Raw genomic sequence first — 17,210 nt, 5'->3', positions numbered from 1 at the left:
AGTATAACGAAATTAAGTCTATTCAGCCTTTTTCAAAAAAAAAAAGACCCCATCTATGTATGGGGCGAAATAGAGAGAGAATAAATTTGAAGGTAAGGCATTATTAAATTTCAATCACACGATATAACGTTCTTCTTCAAGAAGCTTTGCCGCAATTTCACGTTTCTTCTTAATGACATTAATTGGAGTATGACGCGTTAATTTTTTCAACGCGGATAACATCATGCGAAGTGTATCCCCTTCTTCCACTGCAATGATAGATTCACGGGCATGGGCTTCAATACGGTTAAATGCTTCTTGACAGAACACTTCTGTATAAAGCTGCTTTTGCCGATTTTTTTCAAGTCCACTTTTTTGTACAGCCTTTTGTGTACGTAATACAGTAGATTCCATCGCATAAATTTCGCTCACGATATCAGCGATATTGGCGAGAACTTCTTGTTCTTGTTCTAATTGTGGTCCGTATTTCTGGACGGCAAGACCTGAAACCATTAAAAAGATCTTTTTCGCCATGCTGACAAGATATTTTTCTTGTTCAAGCGGCTCTGTGCCAACTTCTTGTGGCATAAGCATCATCAGCTCATTTTGCAGTGACATCGCTTTTTCCATTAGTGGAAGCTCATTTTTCATCGCTTTTTTTACAAGCGTACCCGGAACGAGCAACCGATTGATTTCATTCGTCCCTTCGAAAATTCGGTTAATCCGCGAATCACGGTACATCCCTTCAATTGCGTATTCAGTCATAAAGCCATATCCGCCGTGAATTTGCACTCCTTCATCCACCACATAATCAAGAACTTCGGATGCAAAAAATTTATTTAATGAACATTCAATGGCATATTCAGCTATCGCTTTAGCAATTTCTTTTCCGTCTTTTTGCGCCTCTTCACTTAAGCTGCCAAGACGTCTGTCAAACAAGCCGACCGTCCGGTAAACAGAGCTTTCAGCGGCATAAGTTTGCACACCCATGTTCGCGATCTTTTCCTGAATTAAGCTGAACGAACTGATCGGGCGTTTAAATTGTTTCCGTTCATTCGCATATTTAATCGACACTTCCATTGCGGATTTTGCCGCACCGACAGCTCCGATCGCCAGCTTATAGCGGCCAATATTCAAAATGTTAAAGGCTATGACATGGCCCCTTCCTTCTTCGCCAAGGAGGTTTTCTTTTGGAACAGGAACGTCCTCTAAAATTAACGTGCGCGTAGAAGAACTTTTAATTCCCATTTTTTTCTCTTCCGGACCGGTTGATACACCCGGGAAATCCCGTTCAACGATAAACGCTGAAAACTTTTCACCGTCAATTTTAGCGTAAACGATGAAAACATCGGCAAAAGCGGAGTTAGTGATCCATTGCTTTTCACCATTTAAAATGTAGTGAGTGCCTTCAGCATTCAATTTAGCTGTTGTTTTAGCCCCTAAAGCATCTGATCCTGACCCCGGCTCAGTTAATGCATATGCCGCGATTTTCTCGCCTGTCGCAAGTGCGGGTAAATATTTTTTCTTTTGCTCCTCGTTTCCGAATAAGACAATTGGAAGGGAACCGATCCCGACATGTGCTCCGTAGCTGATAGAAAAGCCGCGGCCTGGCGCAAATTTCTCAGTCACAATGGAAGATGACACTTTGTCAAGCCCAAGACCGCCATATTCTTCCGGAACATCAATGCTTAAAAGGCCAAGTTCTCCCGCCTTGCTTAAAAGCTTGCGGGAAACATCGAATTCATGATTTTCCATCTTCTCAATATTCGGCATGACATCTTTTGTAATAAATTCTTCGGTCGTTTTGGCAAACATCAGATGTTCATCAGAAAACTCTTCAGGAGTAAAAACATCTTCAGGTAAAATATCTTCTACTAAAAACCCTCCGCCTTTTAATACTCTTTCCATCGTATCAGACATAATAAATCCCTCCATGTATACCATTAATGAATGAGTTCAAACACACCGGCTGCACCCATGCCGCCGCCAATACACATCGTAACAACGCCAAACTGCTCATTTCTCCGTTTCATTTCATGCATCAACGTAAGCGTAAGTTTAGCTCCTGAACAACCGAGCGGATGGCCAAGGGCTATCGCTCCTCCATTGACATTCACTTTCTCTTCCGGAATCCCGAGCTCACGAATAACTTGAACGGCTTGCGAAGCGAAGGCTTCATTTAGCTCGAATAAACCGATGTCGGATAATTCTAGTCCGGCGAGCTTCAACGCTTTTGGAATCGCTGCGACTGGGCCAACTCCCATAATTTCCGGCGCTACTCCCGCTACGGCAAAACTATGGAATTTCAAAATCGGAGTCAGGCCTTCCGCTTCCGCTTTTTCACGATTCATTAAAAGGACGGTTGCTGCACCATCACTCGTTTGCGAAGCGTTCCCTGCCGTCACTGTTCCCTTCGGTGAGAAAACAGGGCGGAGCTTTGCCAGCACTTCCATTGACGTATCCGGACGGACCCCTTCATCTTGAGAAACAGTAACTGCTCTTTCTTGAATTTTATTGTTTTCATCAAGCCATCGTTTCGTAACGGTTACAGGGACGATTTCCTCGTTGAACTTCCCTTCTTTGATCGCTTTAGCGGCATTTTGATGGCTTCTTACCGCAAACGCATCCTGGTCTTCGCGGGAGACGCCAAAGCGCCTTGCGACTTCCTCTGCTGTATAGCCCATTCCCATATAATATTCGGGAACGGTTTCAACAAGCGTTGGATTCGGTTTTACGACATGCCCTTCCATAGGCAGTAAACTCATCGACTCTGCCCCTCCGGCTAAAACGGCTTCAGCGTGTCCGAGCATTATTTTTTCCGCTCCATAGGCGATCGATTGAAGCCCTGAGGAACAAAATCGGTTAATCGTAATTGCCGGAATCGTATTTGGCAGTCCTGCTCTTGCTCCGATTAAACGAGCCATATTCATTCCTTGTTCCGCTTCCGGGATGGCGCACCCGACAATTAAATCATCAATCGGCCCGTCATATCCTCCTGCTCGTTTTAACGTTTCTTTTACTGTAATTGCCGCAAGTTCATCCGAACGCATATTGGCGAATGAACCTTTCTTTGCTTTTCCAACAGGCGTCCGGGCCCCTGCCACAATGACTGCTTCTTGCATCATTTTCTTCCCTCCCTTGAAACTTTTAATTGCGCAACGGTTTTCCTTTTAAAAGCATATGCTGCATTCTCGCCTGGCTCTTCGGTTCGCCCGCAAGGCTTAAAAACGCCTCCCGCTCAAGATCCAGCAAGTATTGTTCATCGACGAGCGTGCCTTCAGGAACATTGCCGCCGCTTATGACATATGCGAGTTTTTTCGCGATTTTCAAATCATGGTCGGAAATAAAGCCGCCCCATCTCATCGTTTGAGCGCCAAGCACCATCGTCGCGTATCCAGCTTCTCCGACAACCGGAATCTTTTTCTTTTTCGGTGGAGTATATCCCAGTTTGCTTAAAGCAAGAACCCGGTTTTTCGCATCATAAAGGAGATGGTCACCGTTCACTGAAATGCCATCTTGAGGCCGCAAGAAACCAAGTTTTCGTGCTTCCTGAGCCGATGTCGATACTTTTACCATCGCAATCGTTTCAAACACTTGATTGGCAATCGCCTGCAAATCGATTTTCGCCCCTTCAGGCACTCTTTCAATTTGCCTCAAGTACAACTCCTTGTTGCCTCCCCCGCCGGGAATTAAACCGACACCGCATTCAACCAGACCCATATATGTCTCCGCGCTCATTTGCAAGCTGTCGGCCGGAAGCGAAATTTCAACACCGCCGCCGAGCGTCATTCCGAAATTAGCTGCGACGACAGGTTTTTTGCAATAGCGAATACTTCCCATCGCCTGTTGGAATTGGCGAACCATCATATCTAATTCAAAGAAGTTTTCATCCTGTGCTTCCATTAAAATGAGCATGAGGTTTGCCCCGACACAGAAGTTTTTTCCCTGGTTTCCAATGACAAGCCCTTCATAATTTTTTTCCACTTCTTCGAGCGCTTGCTGAAGCATCATAATGACATCAGGCCCAAGTGCGTTGTTCGGTGACGTAAATTCAAGAAGCGCCACCCCATCCCCCATGTCGATCAGGCTAGCCCCATTATTCTTTTTGATCACATTTCCTTTTTCTTTTAATCGTTTAATATGAATAACTTTCGGATTTTCAGTTAATGGCTGATAGCTTCCATGGTGGTAATAGGAAACTTCGGCATTATCCGTCTTATAAAACGTAGTGTGGCCGCTTGCAAGCATCTCCTCAATCCAGCCCGGTACAGACTCGCCTTCCTCTTTCATCCGGGTTATGGATTCTTGAACGCCGATCGCATCCCAAATTTCGAATGGTCCATGCTCCCAGCCGAATCCCCATTTCATTGCCTGGTCAATCGCGACAATAGAATCCGCGATTTCATAACATTTTTCCGCCGAATAGATAAGCACCGGCTTAATGATTCCCCAGAGCAACTCGCCGGCGCGGTCTTTGCCAAATAAAAGCGTTTTCACTTTTTGATCGGTCGACTTCAATTGTTTAGCCGCCTCAACCGTCGCCGTTTTTAATTTTTGCCTTTCCTTATATTCAAGCGTTGTTGGATCAAGCTCTAAAATCGTGCTTCCATCTTTTGTTTTTCGTTTTAAATAAAAGCCCTGGCCTGATTTGCTGCCGATCCATCCTTTTTCCACCATTTTGTTCAAAAATGGCGGTACATCGAATACTTCTTTTTCCTTTCCTTCCACCTGGTCATAGACGTTTCGAGCAACGTGCAGGAATGTATCAAGCCCGACAACATCAAGCGTTCTAAATGTTGCGCTTTTGGGACGTCCGATTAACGGCCCTGTAACGGAATCCACTTCACCGACACTATAGCCTTGTTTCATCATTTCCTGGACGGTGACCATGAGTCCGTATGTCCCGATTCGATTGGCAATGAAGTTCGGTGTATCTTTTGCCAGTACAACACCTTTACCAAGCACGTCTTCGCCAAACGTTTTCATAAACTGTACAATTTCCGGTTTTGTCGCTTTTGTTGGTATAATTTCGAGTAATTTTAAATATCGTGGTGGGTTAAAAAAATGTGTGCCTAAAAAATGTGCACGAAAGTCGTCCGAACGCCCCTCAGCCATTGCTTCAATCGAAATTCCAGAGGTGTTGGAGCTAACAATGGAGCCTTTTCTACGATGCTGATCGACTTGTTCAAATATTTTCTTCTTAATATCCAATCGTTCTACGACAACTTCAATAATCCAGTCAACATCCGCAAGTTTTTTCATATCATCGGTAAAATTCCCAACCGAAATTAAATCCAAATTTTCCTTCACTGCAAGCGGTGCCGGCTTTTGCTTCAATAAACGCTGTTTTGCTTCCAGTGTTAATTTGTTCCGAAAACGCGGATCGTCCTTCGTTAATCCCTTTGCTTTTTCTGCTTCCGTCAATTCAGCAGGTACCATGTCCAAGAGCAGTGTTGGAATCCCGCTATTTGCCAGATGGGCTGCAATTCCGGAGCCCATCACACCTGAGCCAAGAACCGCCACTTTTTCAATGGAGTTCGCCATCCTTCATCCTCCTTTACTTGAATGAATACTCATTCATTTCCTGACAATGGGTTAATCGTATAAATTTGAAATTTATACGATTAAAAGCGTTTACAATTCATACTGACCAAATTTCAAATTCGGTTCTACTCTTACTATAATCCTTATTCTGAATTTTGGCAACTGATTAAATTATTATTTTTTCAGAAATTAAATAAACGCCTAGACGAGGCGTTTATTTAATGATTGTACCAGGTTAATCGTTTCCGGAAGTTTTGTATTCATTAATATTTCAGTTTCGTTTAAGCGGGCAATATTATAGGAAGAACTGCTCATTAGTTCCACGTCTATATAGGCAGGATGGCACATCACTTCAACCGTTTTTCCATCCTCTACCCTTTCTGACAAATGTTCAAAATAATCCCCGGCAATTGTTTCGCCGTAAAAATCATGAAAAAACACATCAGTAAACGACGGAATCCCTTCTAATTCTTCATTACATTTCCTTACCGGCAACTGATATTTCTCGGAAAGCTTTTGGACGACGGGATAAAATTCTCTGATCCCATGCATATGATGGTGACTATCAAAATGAGTTGGTTTTAATCCTGAGGATAAAAACACTTCAATTTGCGCCGACCATTCCCGTTCAAGCTCATCAAGATCCACATCTTTATGTTGTAAAATATGGGCCTGCTTTTTAAAATTCCCTTCCTCGTCTACTAAACTCGGAACATTGGTTGACAACGGCTTTCCCGCCGTTAAGACTAGATGGATGCCAATCTGTAAAGAAGGGTTTTCTTTCGCTAATTCGATGGCGTGTTCGGTTCCGGCTGCGTTCATCATCATTGTTGCCGAATTAACAATGCCATTTTGATGACAATCAAGTATCCCGTAATTCACTCCTCTTGAAAATCCAAAATCATCTGCATTGACAATGAGATGAATCATCAAATTCCTCCTCTTCAAGCAGGTTAAAAACAAAACGAACCCAGCCGGAAAATCATATGTTTCGATTGGGTCCGAAAACGTTGTAACTAGATTCAGTTCAAAGCCGAAGTCTCCTTTTTCACTTCATAGCTTTTAAAAAACTGCGGCAAATACTCTTTATGGGCTTCCAGCATTTCATCCAAAATCATTTTACCGACCCGGTCACTTGGAACGAGCGGATTGATCGTCATAGCCAGAAGTGCTGTGTCATAATCGCCGGTTACGGCCGCTTCGATGGTGACGCGCTCAAATGATTTAATTTGCTGAACGAGACCGCGGACGGCTACCGGTAAATCTCCGAATGCCAGCGGTTTTGGACCATCTTTCGTAATGACACAGCTAATTTCAACGGCGGAATCATTCGGAATGCTGGCAATTGCTCCGTTATTCATCGTATTGACCGCCTGAATGTCCCGTTTATCAGTATACATTGAATGAATTAACCGAACAGCCGCGTCGCTATAGTAGGCGCCACCGCGTTTTTCAAGCTGTGGAGGTTTAATGGCTAATTTCGGATCTTTATATAATTCGAATAAATCATGCTCCAACTGCTTCACTACTTCCGCACGGGTGCCGCCTTCTTTAAAGGTTTTTAACTCTTCTTCAAGCATATCCCCTGTTTTGTAATAATAGTTATGATATGGACATGGAAACAAATTCAAAGCTTTTAAAAATTCAGGTTCCCATCCCATCGCGTGAATATTGTTCATCGTGATAGAGTTGTCGGGATCCGTAATCAATTGAATCACTTTGTCTTTCACACTTACTCCGTCAACAAATACATCTAATCCGTAAACCATATGATTCAGTCCGGCAAAATCAATTCGGACTCTCTCATGATCAACATTTAAAAGATGAGCCACACCCATTTCCATGCCGATTGGCACATTGCATAACCCTACGACTCTCTTAATGTTGCTATAACGAAGAACTGCTTCTGTAATCATTCCTGCCGGATTCGTAAAATTGATGAGCCATGCATCCGGGCACAACTCTTCCATTTCGCGGCAAATGTCAAGGATGACCGGAATCGTTCGTAAGGCTTTAAATAACCCGCCCGGGCCATTCGTTTCCTGGCCTAGAACACCATACTTTAATGGGATTCTCTCGTCTTTTGCTCTCGCTTCTAAGAGCCCTACCCTTAGCTGGGTTGTTACATAATCGGCATCTTTTAACGCCGCTTTCCGATCGAGCGTTAAATGAATATCGATAGGAACTCCTGCCTTTTCGACCATCCGTTTCGCAAGATTGCCGACAATTTCTAATTTTTCTTTCCCTTCCTCAATATCTACTAACCAAATTTCACTGACAGGCAGCTCTTTATGATAGTTAATAAACCCTTCAATAAGCTCTGGTGTATAACTTGATCCTCCGCCAATTGTAGCAATTTTCAACCCTTTTTTCATTTCAATGTCTCCTCTTTGACACCAGGTAGAACAGCTATTTCCTGACGCAATTCAATGATTTCAACAGCCATGTCTTTTAACGTTATTGCAGTCATTAAATGATCCTGGGCGTGAACCAGTATAATCGGGATGTCATATTTGTCTCCTGCTGCTTCACTTTGAATCAACTTTGTTTGCATTTTATGCGCCTGTAAAAGTGCTTCTTCTGATTCTTTAATTTTGCTTTTGGCTAGTTCAAATTCTTTATTCCTTGCTTTTCGCATCGCTTCCATTGCATAGCTTCTTGCATTCCCGCTATGGAGCACGAGTTGAAAAGAGATTTCATATAATTCTTCTTTCGTCATTGCTGTCACACCTTTATGAAATATTTACTGTATTCTCCTGTTGCTCTTTTAACACTTCATTTAATTTCTTTTGGTCCATACGCTCCTGAATCATGACAAATGGGAAATATGCTACAATACAAATCGCAAAGTTCACTGCTGCCATAATGGCACCGGAAATGTGTCCTCCTGTAGCCAGATAACCGCCGATAATCGGAGGTGTTACCCATGGAACATTGGCGACAACCGGGTAGACCCATCCCCAGGCTGTAGCTAAATAGGCCGTTACTGTCATAATGGCAGGAGTAATAACGAAAGGAATGATCCAAATCGGATTTAATACGATCGGCATCCCGAATATGACTGGTTCATTGATTTGGAATAGAGCCGGCGGCATGCCGAGCGCTACCATTTGCTTTCGCTTTTTCGAGGCAATTAATAAGCCAATTAAAAGGCCGATGGTTGCTCCAGACCCTCCAAGGTTGACATAAACATCCAAAAACGGGCCTGCTAAAATATGATATTGATCTAAGTCAGTAACCCCTTTTGCAAAAAGGTCGATGTTGGCATTTCCTAAATTCGTTAAGAGCGGTCCGGTTATACCGGCAACGATATTGCTTCCATGTAATCCTAATGCCCAGAAAAATTGGATGATTGTTGTAATTAATACGGCAAATCCTAATGAATCGGCTGCGCCTGTCAACGGAGTAACCAATACTTTATTGAGCCAGTCGTTAAAATATTCACCGCCTGTTGCATGACGGAAAAGCAATCCAATAAGCCCGATAAGAAAAATGGTAATCATCCCCGGAAACAAGCGGGCAAATGAACGCGAAACTGCCGGAGGTACGCCTTCTGGCAAGCGAATGACTAAATACTTTACTTTTGCCAGACGGACAAATATTTCTGTTGCAATAATTGAAACAACGATTCCGGTAAATAAAGCGGTTGAATTCGTATACGAAACACCGAGCAATCCCCATACCCCGTCTTTTACCCCTTCAATTTTCGCCGTTTGAGGCACTAAAACAAAATACGAAGCAAGAGCGACAAGCATTGCCTCAAATCCATCATCCCCGTAAGATTTTGCTAATTTATAAGCAATCCCGACAACAAGAAATACGGTCATAAAGGCAAATGTTCCCCACCAGATGTCTCCGCCAAGTGTTTTATACGTTTTGCCGAAAAGGCTAATCATCAGTTTGTCATACCCGGGAATAGCGCCGCCCAGGTTATTAATAAGGACGGCAAACGAACCGATCATTGTAATGGCGAGCATACCGATTAGCGCATCACGAATGGCCAGTAAATGACGTTGATTTCCAATTTTCGCAGCAGCCGGCATGATTTTCCGTTCAATAAAATTCATCATTTTCTAAATCACCTCTTCATCAGGTTCAGTGCTTGCCCCAGAACATCTTCCCCTTTGCACAAGCCATATGCCATCGAATCAATGACTGCAACAGGAATTCCGACCTCTTTCGTCGCTTTTTCCATGTCACTTAACATGTAACGGACTTGTGGTCCAAGAAGCAAAACATCCGCTTTTTTCAATTCCTCATGAACTTCCGTAGAAGAAACCGCCCAGATCGTGGCATCTACACCCTTTTCTTTTGCTGCTTTCTCCATTTTTGTTACCAATAAGCTTGTTGACATTCCTGCTGAACAACACAATAAAATATTCATGTTAAAAGCCCTCCATAATTTTAGTGATGTTTGTTTAAATTGAGAATTTTCAGAATTTAAAAGCCGGAGTTGTAGTGTCGTCTTTTTAGTATTTCCTACCTGTCAGAAATACACCTCCTCATGAAATGAAAGCGATTTCCTTTCTTAATACATATTGTAATTACAAATCACAATAAATGCAATACAAATTTTTATTTGTTATGATGAATTTTCTCACCCAAAAGATGGTTCAATTTATCACTTTATGCTATAACACTTATATACAGATAGATTATGGGAGGCTTTTGTAATGGAGATATCCAGGGAAGGAAATGCTCTTCATCTAAAAGTAAAAGAGTCCATCATCCAGCTAATAAAATCAGGTGAATATAAACCAAATACGCAGCTCCCTACTGAAGCTGAGTTTTGCAAGAAATACAATGTTAGCCGTACGACGGTGAGAACAGCCCTTCAGCAATTGGCGGTCGAAGGATACGTATATCGGAAACAAGGAAAAGGAACATTTGTCTCGAACAATAAAGTAAAACAAATCTTAACAACAACCGTGGAACAGTTCTCTGAACAAGTGGCGATGCAAGGGAAAAAACCTGCGATTAAAGTGTTAAGCCTTGAAGTCATCCAGGCCGATCCTTTCCTCGCAGAAGCCTTTGACATAAATGAAAACGATCCCGTTAATAAACTTGTGCGAATTCGTTATGTTAATGAAGAACCTCTTCAATATGAAATCGCCTTCCTGCCATGGAATAAAACACCGGGATTAAATAAAGAGGCTTGTGAAACATCATTATATAAATTTTTAGAAAGCCATTTTCATTTAAAAGTAAAAAAAACGGTGGAACATCTTGACCTCATTCTTGCTGATCAGACGATTTCAAATCAATTAAATATCGACGTCGGCTCACCATGCTTTTCTCTTGAAACACACGCTTATCTTGAAGATGGGACGGCAATTGAATACTCAAAAACGATATATCGCGGTGACTTAGTAAACTTCGTAATTGAACGGAATTATTGAATGATAGTAAGACAAATCTTCTTAGGGAGTGAAGAAGTTGACGCAAAAGCTTGCTATTGTCATTGTCCATGGAATCGGGAACCAGGATGAATCATTTGCCGATGATTTCATTGCAGCCTTAACTCAATCATTTGAGAATAAAGTCAATACACCATCTCAATTAGTGATCGAGCCGATGTTTTGGGGAAGTGTTTTTCAAAAGAAGGAGATCGAGCTCTGGCAACATGTTCAAAAAGGCGGAAAATTAGACTTTACTTTACTAAGAAGATTTGTGATTGACTTTTTCGGAGATGCGATTGCTTATCAGCCAGCTTTTTCGCAAAATCCGAATTACGATAAAGTCCATGAAGTATACGCCCGTACCCTTCGTTCGCTATCAGAGCGGGCGGGCGGGAAAGCTCCATTAATTGTTATCGCTCATAGCTTAGGGGCGGTTATTTCCAGCAATTACTTTTATGATTTGCAATTTATTCCTGATCGTATCTCATCTTCCGTCCTCAAAACTATAAAGGATACTCCTTTAGAAAAGGGAGAAACATTAACTTCATTTTTTTCATTAGGCTGCCCTCTTGCACTTTGGAGTCTTCGCTACGCCAGTTTTGACCGTCCGATCGCTGTTCCCGATCCGAGGCTTTCTGGCCATTTTTCGGACTTAAAAGGAGAATGGATCAACTGTTATGACAAAGACGATGTTGTCGCCTTCCCTTTAAAAACATTAAATATAGCGTATGAACAGGCCGTTTCGGAGGATATTGAAATAAATAGCGGCAGTTTTCTTGCCAGCTGGAGCCCGATGAGCCATCTTTATTATTTAAAAAATAAATCATTAACCCATATGATTGCAGAAAAACTCGCATCGATTTGGAAAACGGTTAACAGGTGACAATGGAGTCACTTGTTTTTTGCTTCTAAATGAAGGCATTTAAATATCGGGAAAGAAGAATACTAAAGGATGAGAAAGCTAGAAGGAGGTTTATAATGGCCTGGGTATTCTTAATTATTGCCGGAATTTTTGAATGTGTCTGGGCAGTAAGTTTGAAATATACGCACGGTTTTACACGTCTTATGCCGAGCCTCATTACGATTGTCGGTATGATCATCAGCTTTTATTTTTTATCTCAATCGTTAAAATCATTGCCAATCGGAACGGCGTATGCCATTTGGACTGGAATTGGCGCAATCGGAACGGTCATTGTAGGCATGGTCGCTTTAGGTGAGCCGCACAATTTATTGCGGATTCTCTTCCTTTTGTTAATTATGGGGTAGCGTCAGGAAAATGCGGATTTACAACGTTAAGGAAATCAAAATATAAAAAGTCTAATTTCTCGGTGTTATAAGTGAAAAATTAGGCTTTAGTTACTTCATTAAAGCGCCTGATTGTTGAAGACTAAAGTTTATATTCACCAAGAAAATTGATGTGCTCTTATCCTAACAAATTTTATTTAGGACTTACATGTATGCCTTCACTCTCTCGCCAATCTGCGTAAAGTATACGCTTTACATTATCATATCCATTGGTAGTTAATTGGTTATCTAACCACTGTTGATCAAATCCGAGTTCATGTAAATTATCCCATAAAATTTACCCATCTATAATTAACGATGTTGGGAGGTCTACTGGACTTTCTGGAAGATTGAGATCTTGCTTGTCTGGTTTTTGATACTTGGATTTTAATAATAAACTTATTTGCCCATTAGCTTCCAATATACCGTATTTGACTTCGCGAACTGAAAAGACATTATTTTGACGGAGTATACTCAATACTTGATTTACATCCAATTTGTTCTTTGTAAGTAACTTTCTGTCCATAACACCATCTCGAATGATGATGTTAGGATTGCCTAATAAGAGAGAACGTGTCGATTTATTTTTTAGAGTCATAAACTCTATTCCCAACATAAGAAACGTCCACAATCCGATGGCATATAAAAAATGAAAAATCCCTACCTTATCTTCATAAATGGTATTTCCTAAAAAATCTCCAAGTACTAACACAAAAACTAAGTGAAACGGGGTTAACTGATAGATGGATGTTCTGCCTGTTATGATAATGATAAAAAATAAAGTTGCAAAACCAACGATGACTTTGATCGTCAGTAAACCAATATTAACTTCTTCCAAAGTTTTTTCCTCCAATTTAAATTTTACTTAGTTGTAAGATCTTGAGGTTTAGATAAAGAGGCTAGTTTTAGTATTAAAGCTCGAGTTACAATTCCAACAATGATGTAATATATGAATGAATATCTGTATCTCCACTCTAAATAATTAACAAGTTTGACCCACTCGCAAAAGGGTTCACCTATATAGGCATATGTTAGTGCCATAATGATCTGGGCTAAAATAAAAGATTTCCATGTTCTAAAATATTGATATAACAACATGTAAGCTACAGGTACCATTGAAAAATCAAAAGGAAAGGCCCTAGGAATAAAAGGTAGGAATGCAATGGGGTAATCCCAAAAACTGTATTGTGCACCAACTACATCTAATAAGGCTGTTGTCAAGATAATTATGGTACCAAATAACAAAATTTCTAAAATAATGTCTCGTTTAACAAGTTTAGCCCATATAACCCAAGGCACAACTAAAAAAACGACTAGTATCCACCATTCCCAAGTTAAAAACTCATTTTTTAGCCAACCATTTAATTCTAAATGATAGAGCTTATCTTCTAATAAACGTATTTCCTTAAGATTTTCAAATATATTATCTATTGATATCACCTCTATATTTAAATGAAAAGGTAACAGATATTTTTGAATTCAAACTCTTTGAGCTGCCTTTTTAGTATTACCGTTTTTTAGTAATGAATTTCCATCGTAAATAAGAAAAAACCCATGTTGGAAGTTCTTATAATACACGGGTTTTCGACTTTTTTTCAAATAAGTCAGAAATATATTAAAAACAAAGTTAAATCTAGATTTAAGATAGAACAATAAAAACAGGATACATCAACTTATAATAATGGAGAAAGCAGACGAGCACCTTGTTCAACAATGCGCTCGGTCAGGGATCGTTGCAACAAGTCTTCAATTCTTAATGGTACAGAATCAGTAAGATCCCTCTCGAACTGCTCTGTGAGTTCCCTTGCCACATCAGCACTGTACACGACTTGACACACCTCATAATTCAGGCGAAAACTTCTCATATCATAGTTTGCTGCGCCTACTTCTGCAATTTCCTCATCAATGATCATCAGTTTCGCATGTAACATTCCTTTATTGTACTGGTAGATTTGGACCCCAGCTTCTATAAGTTCCCCGTAATAGGTACGACTTGCATAGCCCACGCTTTTTTGATCAATGTGGCGAGGAACCAGCAATCTTACGTGCACACCACGAGCCACAGCTGTCTTTAATGCCATGATAATATCTGTTTCTGGTACAAAGTAGGGTGTTGTTATATCAATAGTTTTGGTCGCCTGTGTTATACATATAAAGTAAGCTTGACGAATAACTGGGGTAGGAATTCCAGGGTTTCCTTCCAACGTATGGATGTACGCTTTTTGCAATTCTCCTGTCTTTGTTTGGGTATTGTCTGTTTTACCTTCTATAGGCCATAACTCAGATCCTAATTCGGCAGACCATCTTGAAAGATCTATGCTGCCGGTTGGATTGATTTCCTTTGATTTATATTTTGGGATTTTAGTGGCCTTTTTCGTTGCCTCAGATTTTGTTTTTGACTTTATCCGTTCTGGTACAGCGATATTCCAATGAACGTCGAAGATAGTCTGCAAGTCGCCTGTTGCTTCCCCTATAATTTGCAAATGAGTGTCCCTCCAAAATCCTACGTCTGGCTTTAATCCTGTATATTCATACCCAACGTTCATACCGCCAGTAAAGGATTCCTTTCTGTCAATCGTCACAATCTTACAATGATCCCGATAATTCCAATTGGACAAAATCCAGGGAAAACTTAAAGGAAATATTGTCCGACATTCTATCCCTGCTTCCACCATCTGAAGAATTTTTTGACGCGGAAATTTTTTACTCCCCCAACCATCTCTAATAAAACGAACCCGCACTCCATTTACTGCTTTTTCGATCAGCAGTTCTGTGATGCGATTACCAATTTGGTCGTTCCGATAGATGAAATATTCCAGATCAATGGTTTTTTGGGCTTTTTGTAGGGATTCGATAAGTTGTTCATATTTTGCTATTCCATTGTTTAGTACTTGGACTTTGCCGACTCGAAGCCCGCCTACAGTAAAATACCTTAAAGCATCGGCGATTATCGATGCTGAATCACTATATGTATCAGGTAACTTATCAGACTCATTATGAGAAGAGGTCAATCTTTTACGATGAATAAGCTTGGGATTTGATATGCTAAGATATAGTAAGAAACCAATGACAGGCAAAACAAGGACGATTACTATCCAATTCAAAGCTTTGGCTGGCCGACGAACTTCCCAAATTGCTATGAATAAGATAAAGAACGTATTTAACAGGTATAGAAAAAAAATCCACTCCAACTAAAATTCCTCCTTAGTTTTTCCATTATCATGTACAAACTATGTAGCAAGTATACGTTTGGAATACGAGGAATTGTTTAGATTGACCTTTTCTCATGAGACACCTCAAATATTTTTTTGTAATTATATAGGTTGAATTAAAGACTTACATTCTTACACAAAGCCTGTTTATGACTACATCGGCTTTAGAACCAATGTCCACTACGAACTTACGGACATTGATCCGGATGTCCTGGACTCTCGAATAGAAGACATTATTAATGATGGTTTCCTTCATCCATTTCCAAAAACCCTCCATCAGATTAAGTTCCGGACTGTAAGGAGGTTCGTTTTACATTTCTTCTATTTAATCCTAATATCTTCCGTAATTCTGCTGCAGCTGACTAAGTATATTCGATGTTAAAAAGACTCCAACAGGGGGCAAGGTACTACTACTAACGGGATATCCGGTAAGAGTTCTATCGGTTGTAGCAACCCATGTTCCGTATTCGCCTGCTTGTAAAGAAGGAGGTTTCATAATAAGCCTCCCATTTAAAATAAAATGTCGAATTCTAATCTGTGGATCATCAAATATGGCTAAGTTGCCATAAAATGTGGCATAAGATGAATCAAATCTTATTTGTTTGGTGTTTTCATCCCAAGATCCATTAATTGGAATAGGTGTACCACGAAAATTAACCGTACCAATTACCCTGTTATCTGTAATAGAGTTAATGGTGAGTACGCCCCAAACGATTGGTCTACCAGCTATAGCAGCATGGATACCCCATACTGATGGGAATGGAATACTAACCATTGTTTGCTGTGCAGTTTGCAATACTAATCTCCCCCTAAATTTAAAGTTTATGTTTTGAGGAATAAAGGATTAGATATCTTATTTACTACCCTATATAAAGGACCAATTCAGTATATGCACCACAAGCTGAATAATCCTTTAGACAATAGAAAAAATAACCTAGTTCCTTCTATATTTTCATTTCTAATATTCAGTACAAATAAAGATGTTTACTTTTAACGGTTAGAAGCCTCATCCTTCCGTTGAAAAATGCAGCTCATTCAAAAAATAGTTGTTAACTTTTAAGAAATCACTCGTGATGGAATCAAAAATCACGTGACAAAAAGTTGTTTATTCAACTATATGGCCTTTTCTGGAATATGGGGTAAGGAAGGACTATTTGTTCTCTTCTGATAGCTTTCTATATAATGAAGCTCTAGACACATTTGTAATTTCGCAAATTTGATTTACAGTCATATTTCCTTCTTTATATAGCTTAACTGCATAATTCATTCCTGCGTGATTTTTATGATATTTCTTTAACCGACCTTTAAACTTTCCTTCTTTCTTAGCCAACTCAATCCCTTCACGTTGTCGCATACGAATAAGATCTCGCTCTAATTGGTTAACACCAGCCATTACTGTAATTAAGAATTGGCTGTATGGATTATCATCTGATAAATCTAGCCATGTATCTTTTAGTGATTTTAAGCTTGCTTTTTTTTTCCGTATGTTATCGATTAATTCAAATAGGTCTTGTGTGCTACGAGTAATTCGAGTTAAGTCTGTAACATAAATGATGTCATCTTCCTGTAGATCCTCTAACATTTTTTGAAGTTGCTCGCGATCCTTTGTTGCTCCAGAAACTTTTTCTTCGTATATAATATCCATTCCAATTTCATTTAGCTGCTCAAATTGCCTTGAAGGATTTTGGCTGGTCGAACTAACACGTATATAACCGATTTTCCGCAAAATATCACCTCGTTTTTGAGACAAGTCTTATGAGACGCTCTTAACTATGATTTTATCAGTCTACCA

General features: G+C 40.3%; 15 protein-coding genes and 2 pseudogenes. 3 read left to right on the top strand and 14 right to left on the bottom strand.

The window, feature by feature from the left end:
- Window positions 1–114: 114 nt before the first annotated feature.
- The 8 genes from H538_RS0112195 to H538_RS0112160 all read right to left on the bottom strand — a co-directional run bounded on the left by H538_RS0112195 (window position 115) and on the right by H538_RS0112160 (window position 9,907).
- Window positions 115–1,899 (bottom strand): acyl-CoA dehydrogenase family protein, encoded by a 1,785-nt coding sequence (locus H538_RS0112195; RefSeq protein WP_035350702.1) that lies wholly within the window; start codon window positions 1,897–1,899, stop codon window positions 115–117.
- A 23-nt stretch (window positions 1,900–1,922) separates the two neighbouring features.
- Window positions 1,923–3,101, bottom strand: coding sequence for an acetyl-CoA C-acetyltransferase (locus H538_RS0112190; RefSeq protein ID WP_026677839.1), 1,179 nt, complete (start codon window positions 3,099–3,101; stop codon window positions 1,923–1,925).
- Window positions 3,102–3,126: 25 nt separating this feature from the next.
- The gene (locus H538_RS0112185; RefSeq protein ID WP_026677838.1) at window positions 3,127–5,523 is read right to left on the bottom strand and encodes a 3-hydroxyacyl-CoA dehydrogenase/enoyl-CoA hydratase family protein; all 2,397 of its coding nucleotides are present in this window, start codon (window positions 5,521–5,523) and stop codon (window positions 3,127–3,129) included.
- A gap of 201 nt (window positions 5,524–5,724) precedes the next feature.
- On the bottom strand, window positions 5,725–6,453 hold the full coding sequence (gene chbG / locus H538_RS0112180) for a chitin disaccharide deacetylase (RefSeq protein ID WP_026677837.1): 729 nt from the start codon (window positions 6,451–6,453) through the stop codon (window positions 5,725–5,727).
- Window positions 6,454–6,545: 92 nt separating this feature from the next.
- A complete protein-coding gene (locus tag H538_RS0112175) occupies window positions 6,546–7,898 on the bottom strand; it encodes a 6-phospho-beta-glucosidase (protein ID WP_026677836.1) in 1,353 nt (450 codons plus the stop codon).
- Window positions 7,895–8,242 carry a PTS sugar transporter subunit IIA gene (locus tag H538_RS0112170; protein WP_026677835.1) on the bottom strand — a complete coding sequence of 116 codons (348 nt, stop codon included), beginning with the start codon at window positions 8,240–8,242 and terminating at the stop codon, window positions 7,895–7,897. The genes H538_RS0112175 and H538_RS0112170 overlap by 4 nt, the downstream gene beginning before the upstream one ends.
- A gap of 13 nt (window positions 8,243–8,255) precedes the next feature.
- Entirely contained in the window at window positions 8,256–9,593 is a 1,338-nt protein-coding gene (locus H538_RS0112165; RefSeq protein ID WP_026677834.1) for a PTS sugar transporter subunit IIC, read from the bottom strand.
- 8 nt (window positions 9,594–9,601) lie between these two features.
- Window positions 9,602–9,907, bottom strand: coding sequence for a PTS sugar transporter subunit IIB (locus tag H538_RS0112160; RefSeq protein ID WP_026677833.1), 306 nt, complete (start codon window positions 9,905–9,907; stop codon window positions 9,602–9,604).
- A gap of 289 nt (window positions 9,908–10,196) precedes the next feature.
- On the opposite strand from H538_RS0112160, the gene H538_RS0112155 reads away from it, so the two are divergent.
- From H538_RS0112155 to sugE, 3 genes are all read left to right on the top strand, one after another.
- Entirely contained in the window at window positions 10,197–10,922 is a 726-nt protein-coding gene (locus H538_RS0112155) for a GntR family transcriptional regulator (protein WP_026677832.1), read from the top strand.
- Between the two features lie 37 nt (window positions 10,923–10,959).
- Window positions 10,960–11,805, top strand: a complete 846-nt coding sequence (locus H538_RS0112150; protein ID WP_026677831.1) for a hypothetical protein — start codon at window positions 10,960–10,962, stop codon at window positions 11,803–11,805.
- Between the two features lie 95 nt (window positions 11,806–11,900).
- The gene (gene sugE / locus H538_RS0112145; protein WP_026677830.1) at window positions 11,901–12,188 is read left to right on the top strand and encodes a quaternary ammonium compound efflux SMR transporter SugE; all 288 of its coding nucleotides are present in this window, start codon (window positions 11,901–11,903) and stop codon (window positions 12,186–12,188) included.
- A gap of 172 nt (window positions 12,189–12,360) precedes the next feature.
- On the opposite strand, the pseudogene H538_RS23770 reads toward sugE, so the two are convergent.
- From H538_RS23770 to H538_RS0112120, 6 genes and pseudogenes are all read right to left on the bottom strand, one after another.
- Window positions 12,361–13,044 (bottom strand): annotated as a pseudogene (locus H538_RS23770) (DUF421 domain-containing protein).
- Window positions 13,045–13,067: 23 nt separating this feature from the next.
- Window positions 13,068–13,646, bottom strand: coding sequence for a CBO0543 family protein (locus tag H538_RS0112135; protein ID WP_026677829.1), 579 nt, complete (start codon window positions 13,644–13,646; stop codon window positions 13,068–13,070).
- A 233-nt stretch (window positions 13,647–13,879) separates the two neighbouring features.
- Window positions 13,880–15,397 carry a phospholipase D-like domain-containing protein gene (locus tag H538_RS0112130; RefSeq protein WP_026677828.1) on the bottom strand — a complete coding sequence of 506 codons (1,518 nt, stop codon included), beginning with the start codon at window positions 15,395–15,397 and terminating at the stop codon, window positions 13,880–13,882.
- A gap of 145 nt (window positions 15,398–15,542) precedes the next feature.
- A pseudogene (locus tag H538_RS27130) lies at window positions 15,543–15,710 on the bottom strand (hypothetical protein); the annotation flags it as partial.
- A gap of 39 nt (window positions 15,711–15,749) precedes the next feature.
- Entirely contained in the window at window positions 15,750–16,214 is a 465-nt protein-coding gene (locus H538_RS0112125) for a hypothetical protein (RefSeq protein ID WP_026677827.1), read from the bottom strand.
- A gap of 354 nt (window positions 16,215–16,568) precedes the next feature.
- Window positions 16,569–17,144 carry a recombinase family protein gene (locus H538_RS0112120; RefSeq protein ID WP_026677826.1) on the bottom strand — a complete coding sequence of 192 codons (576 nt, stop codon included), beginning with the start codon at window positions 17,142–17,144 and terminating at the stop codon, window positions 16,569–16,571.
- Window positions 17,145–17,210: the final 66 nt, after the last annotated feature.

It is taken from the genome of Fictibacillus gelatini DSM 15865, from assembly GCF_000430745.1.
Lineage (GTDB): Bacteria > Bacillota > Bacilli > Bacillales > Fictibacillaceae > Fictibacillus_A > Fictibacillus_A gelatini.
The sequence above is the reverse complement of the archived record's forward strand: the minus strand, read 5'-3'. Positions and strand labels throughout refer to the sequence as shown.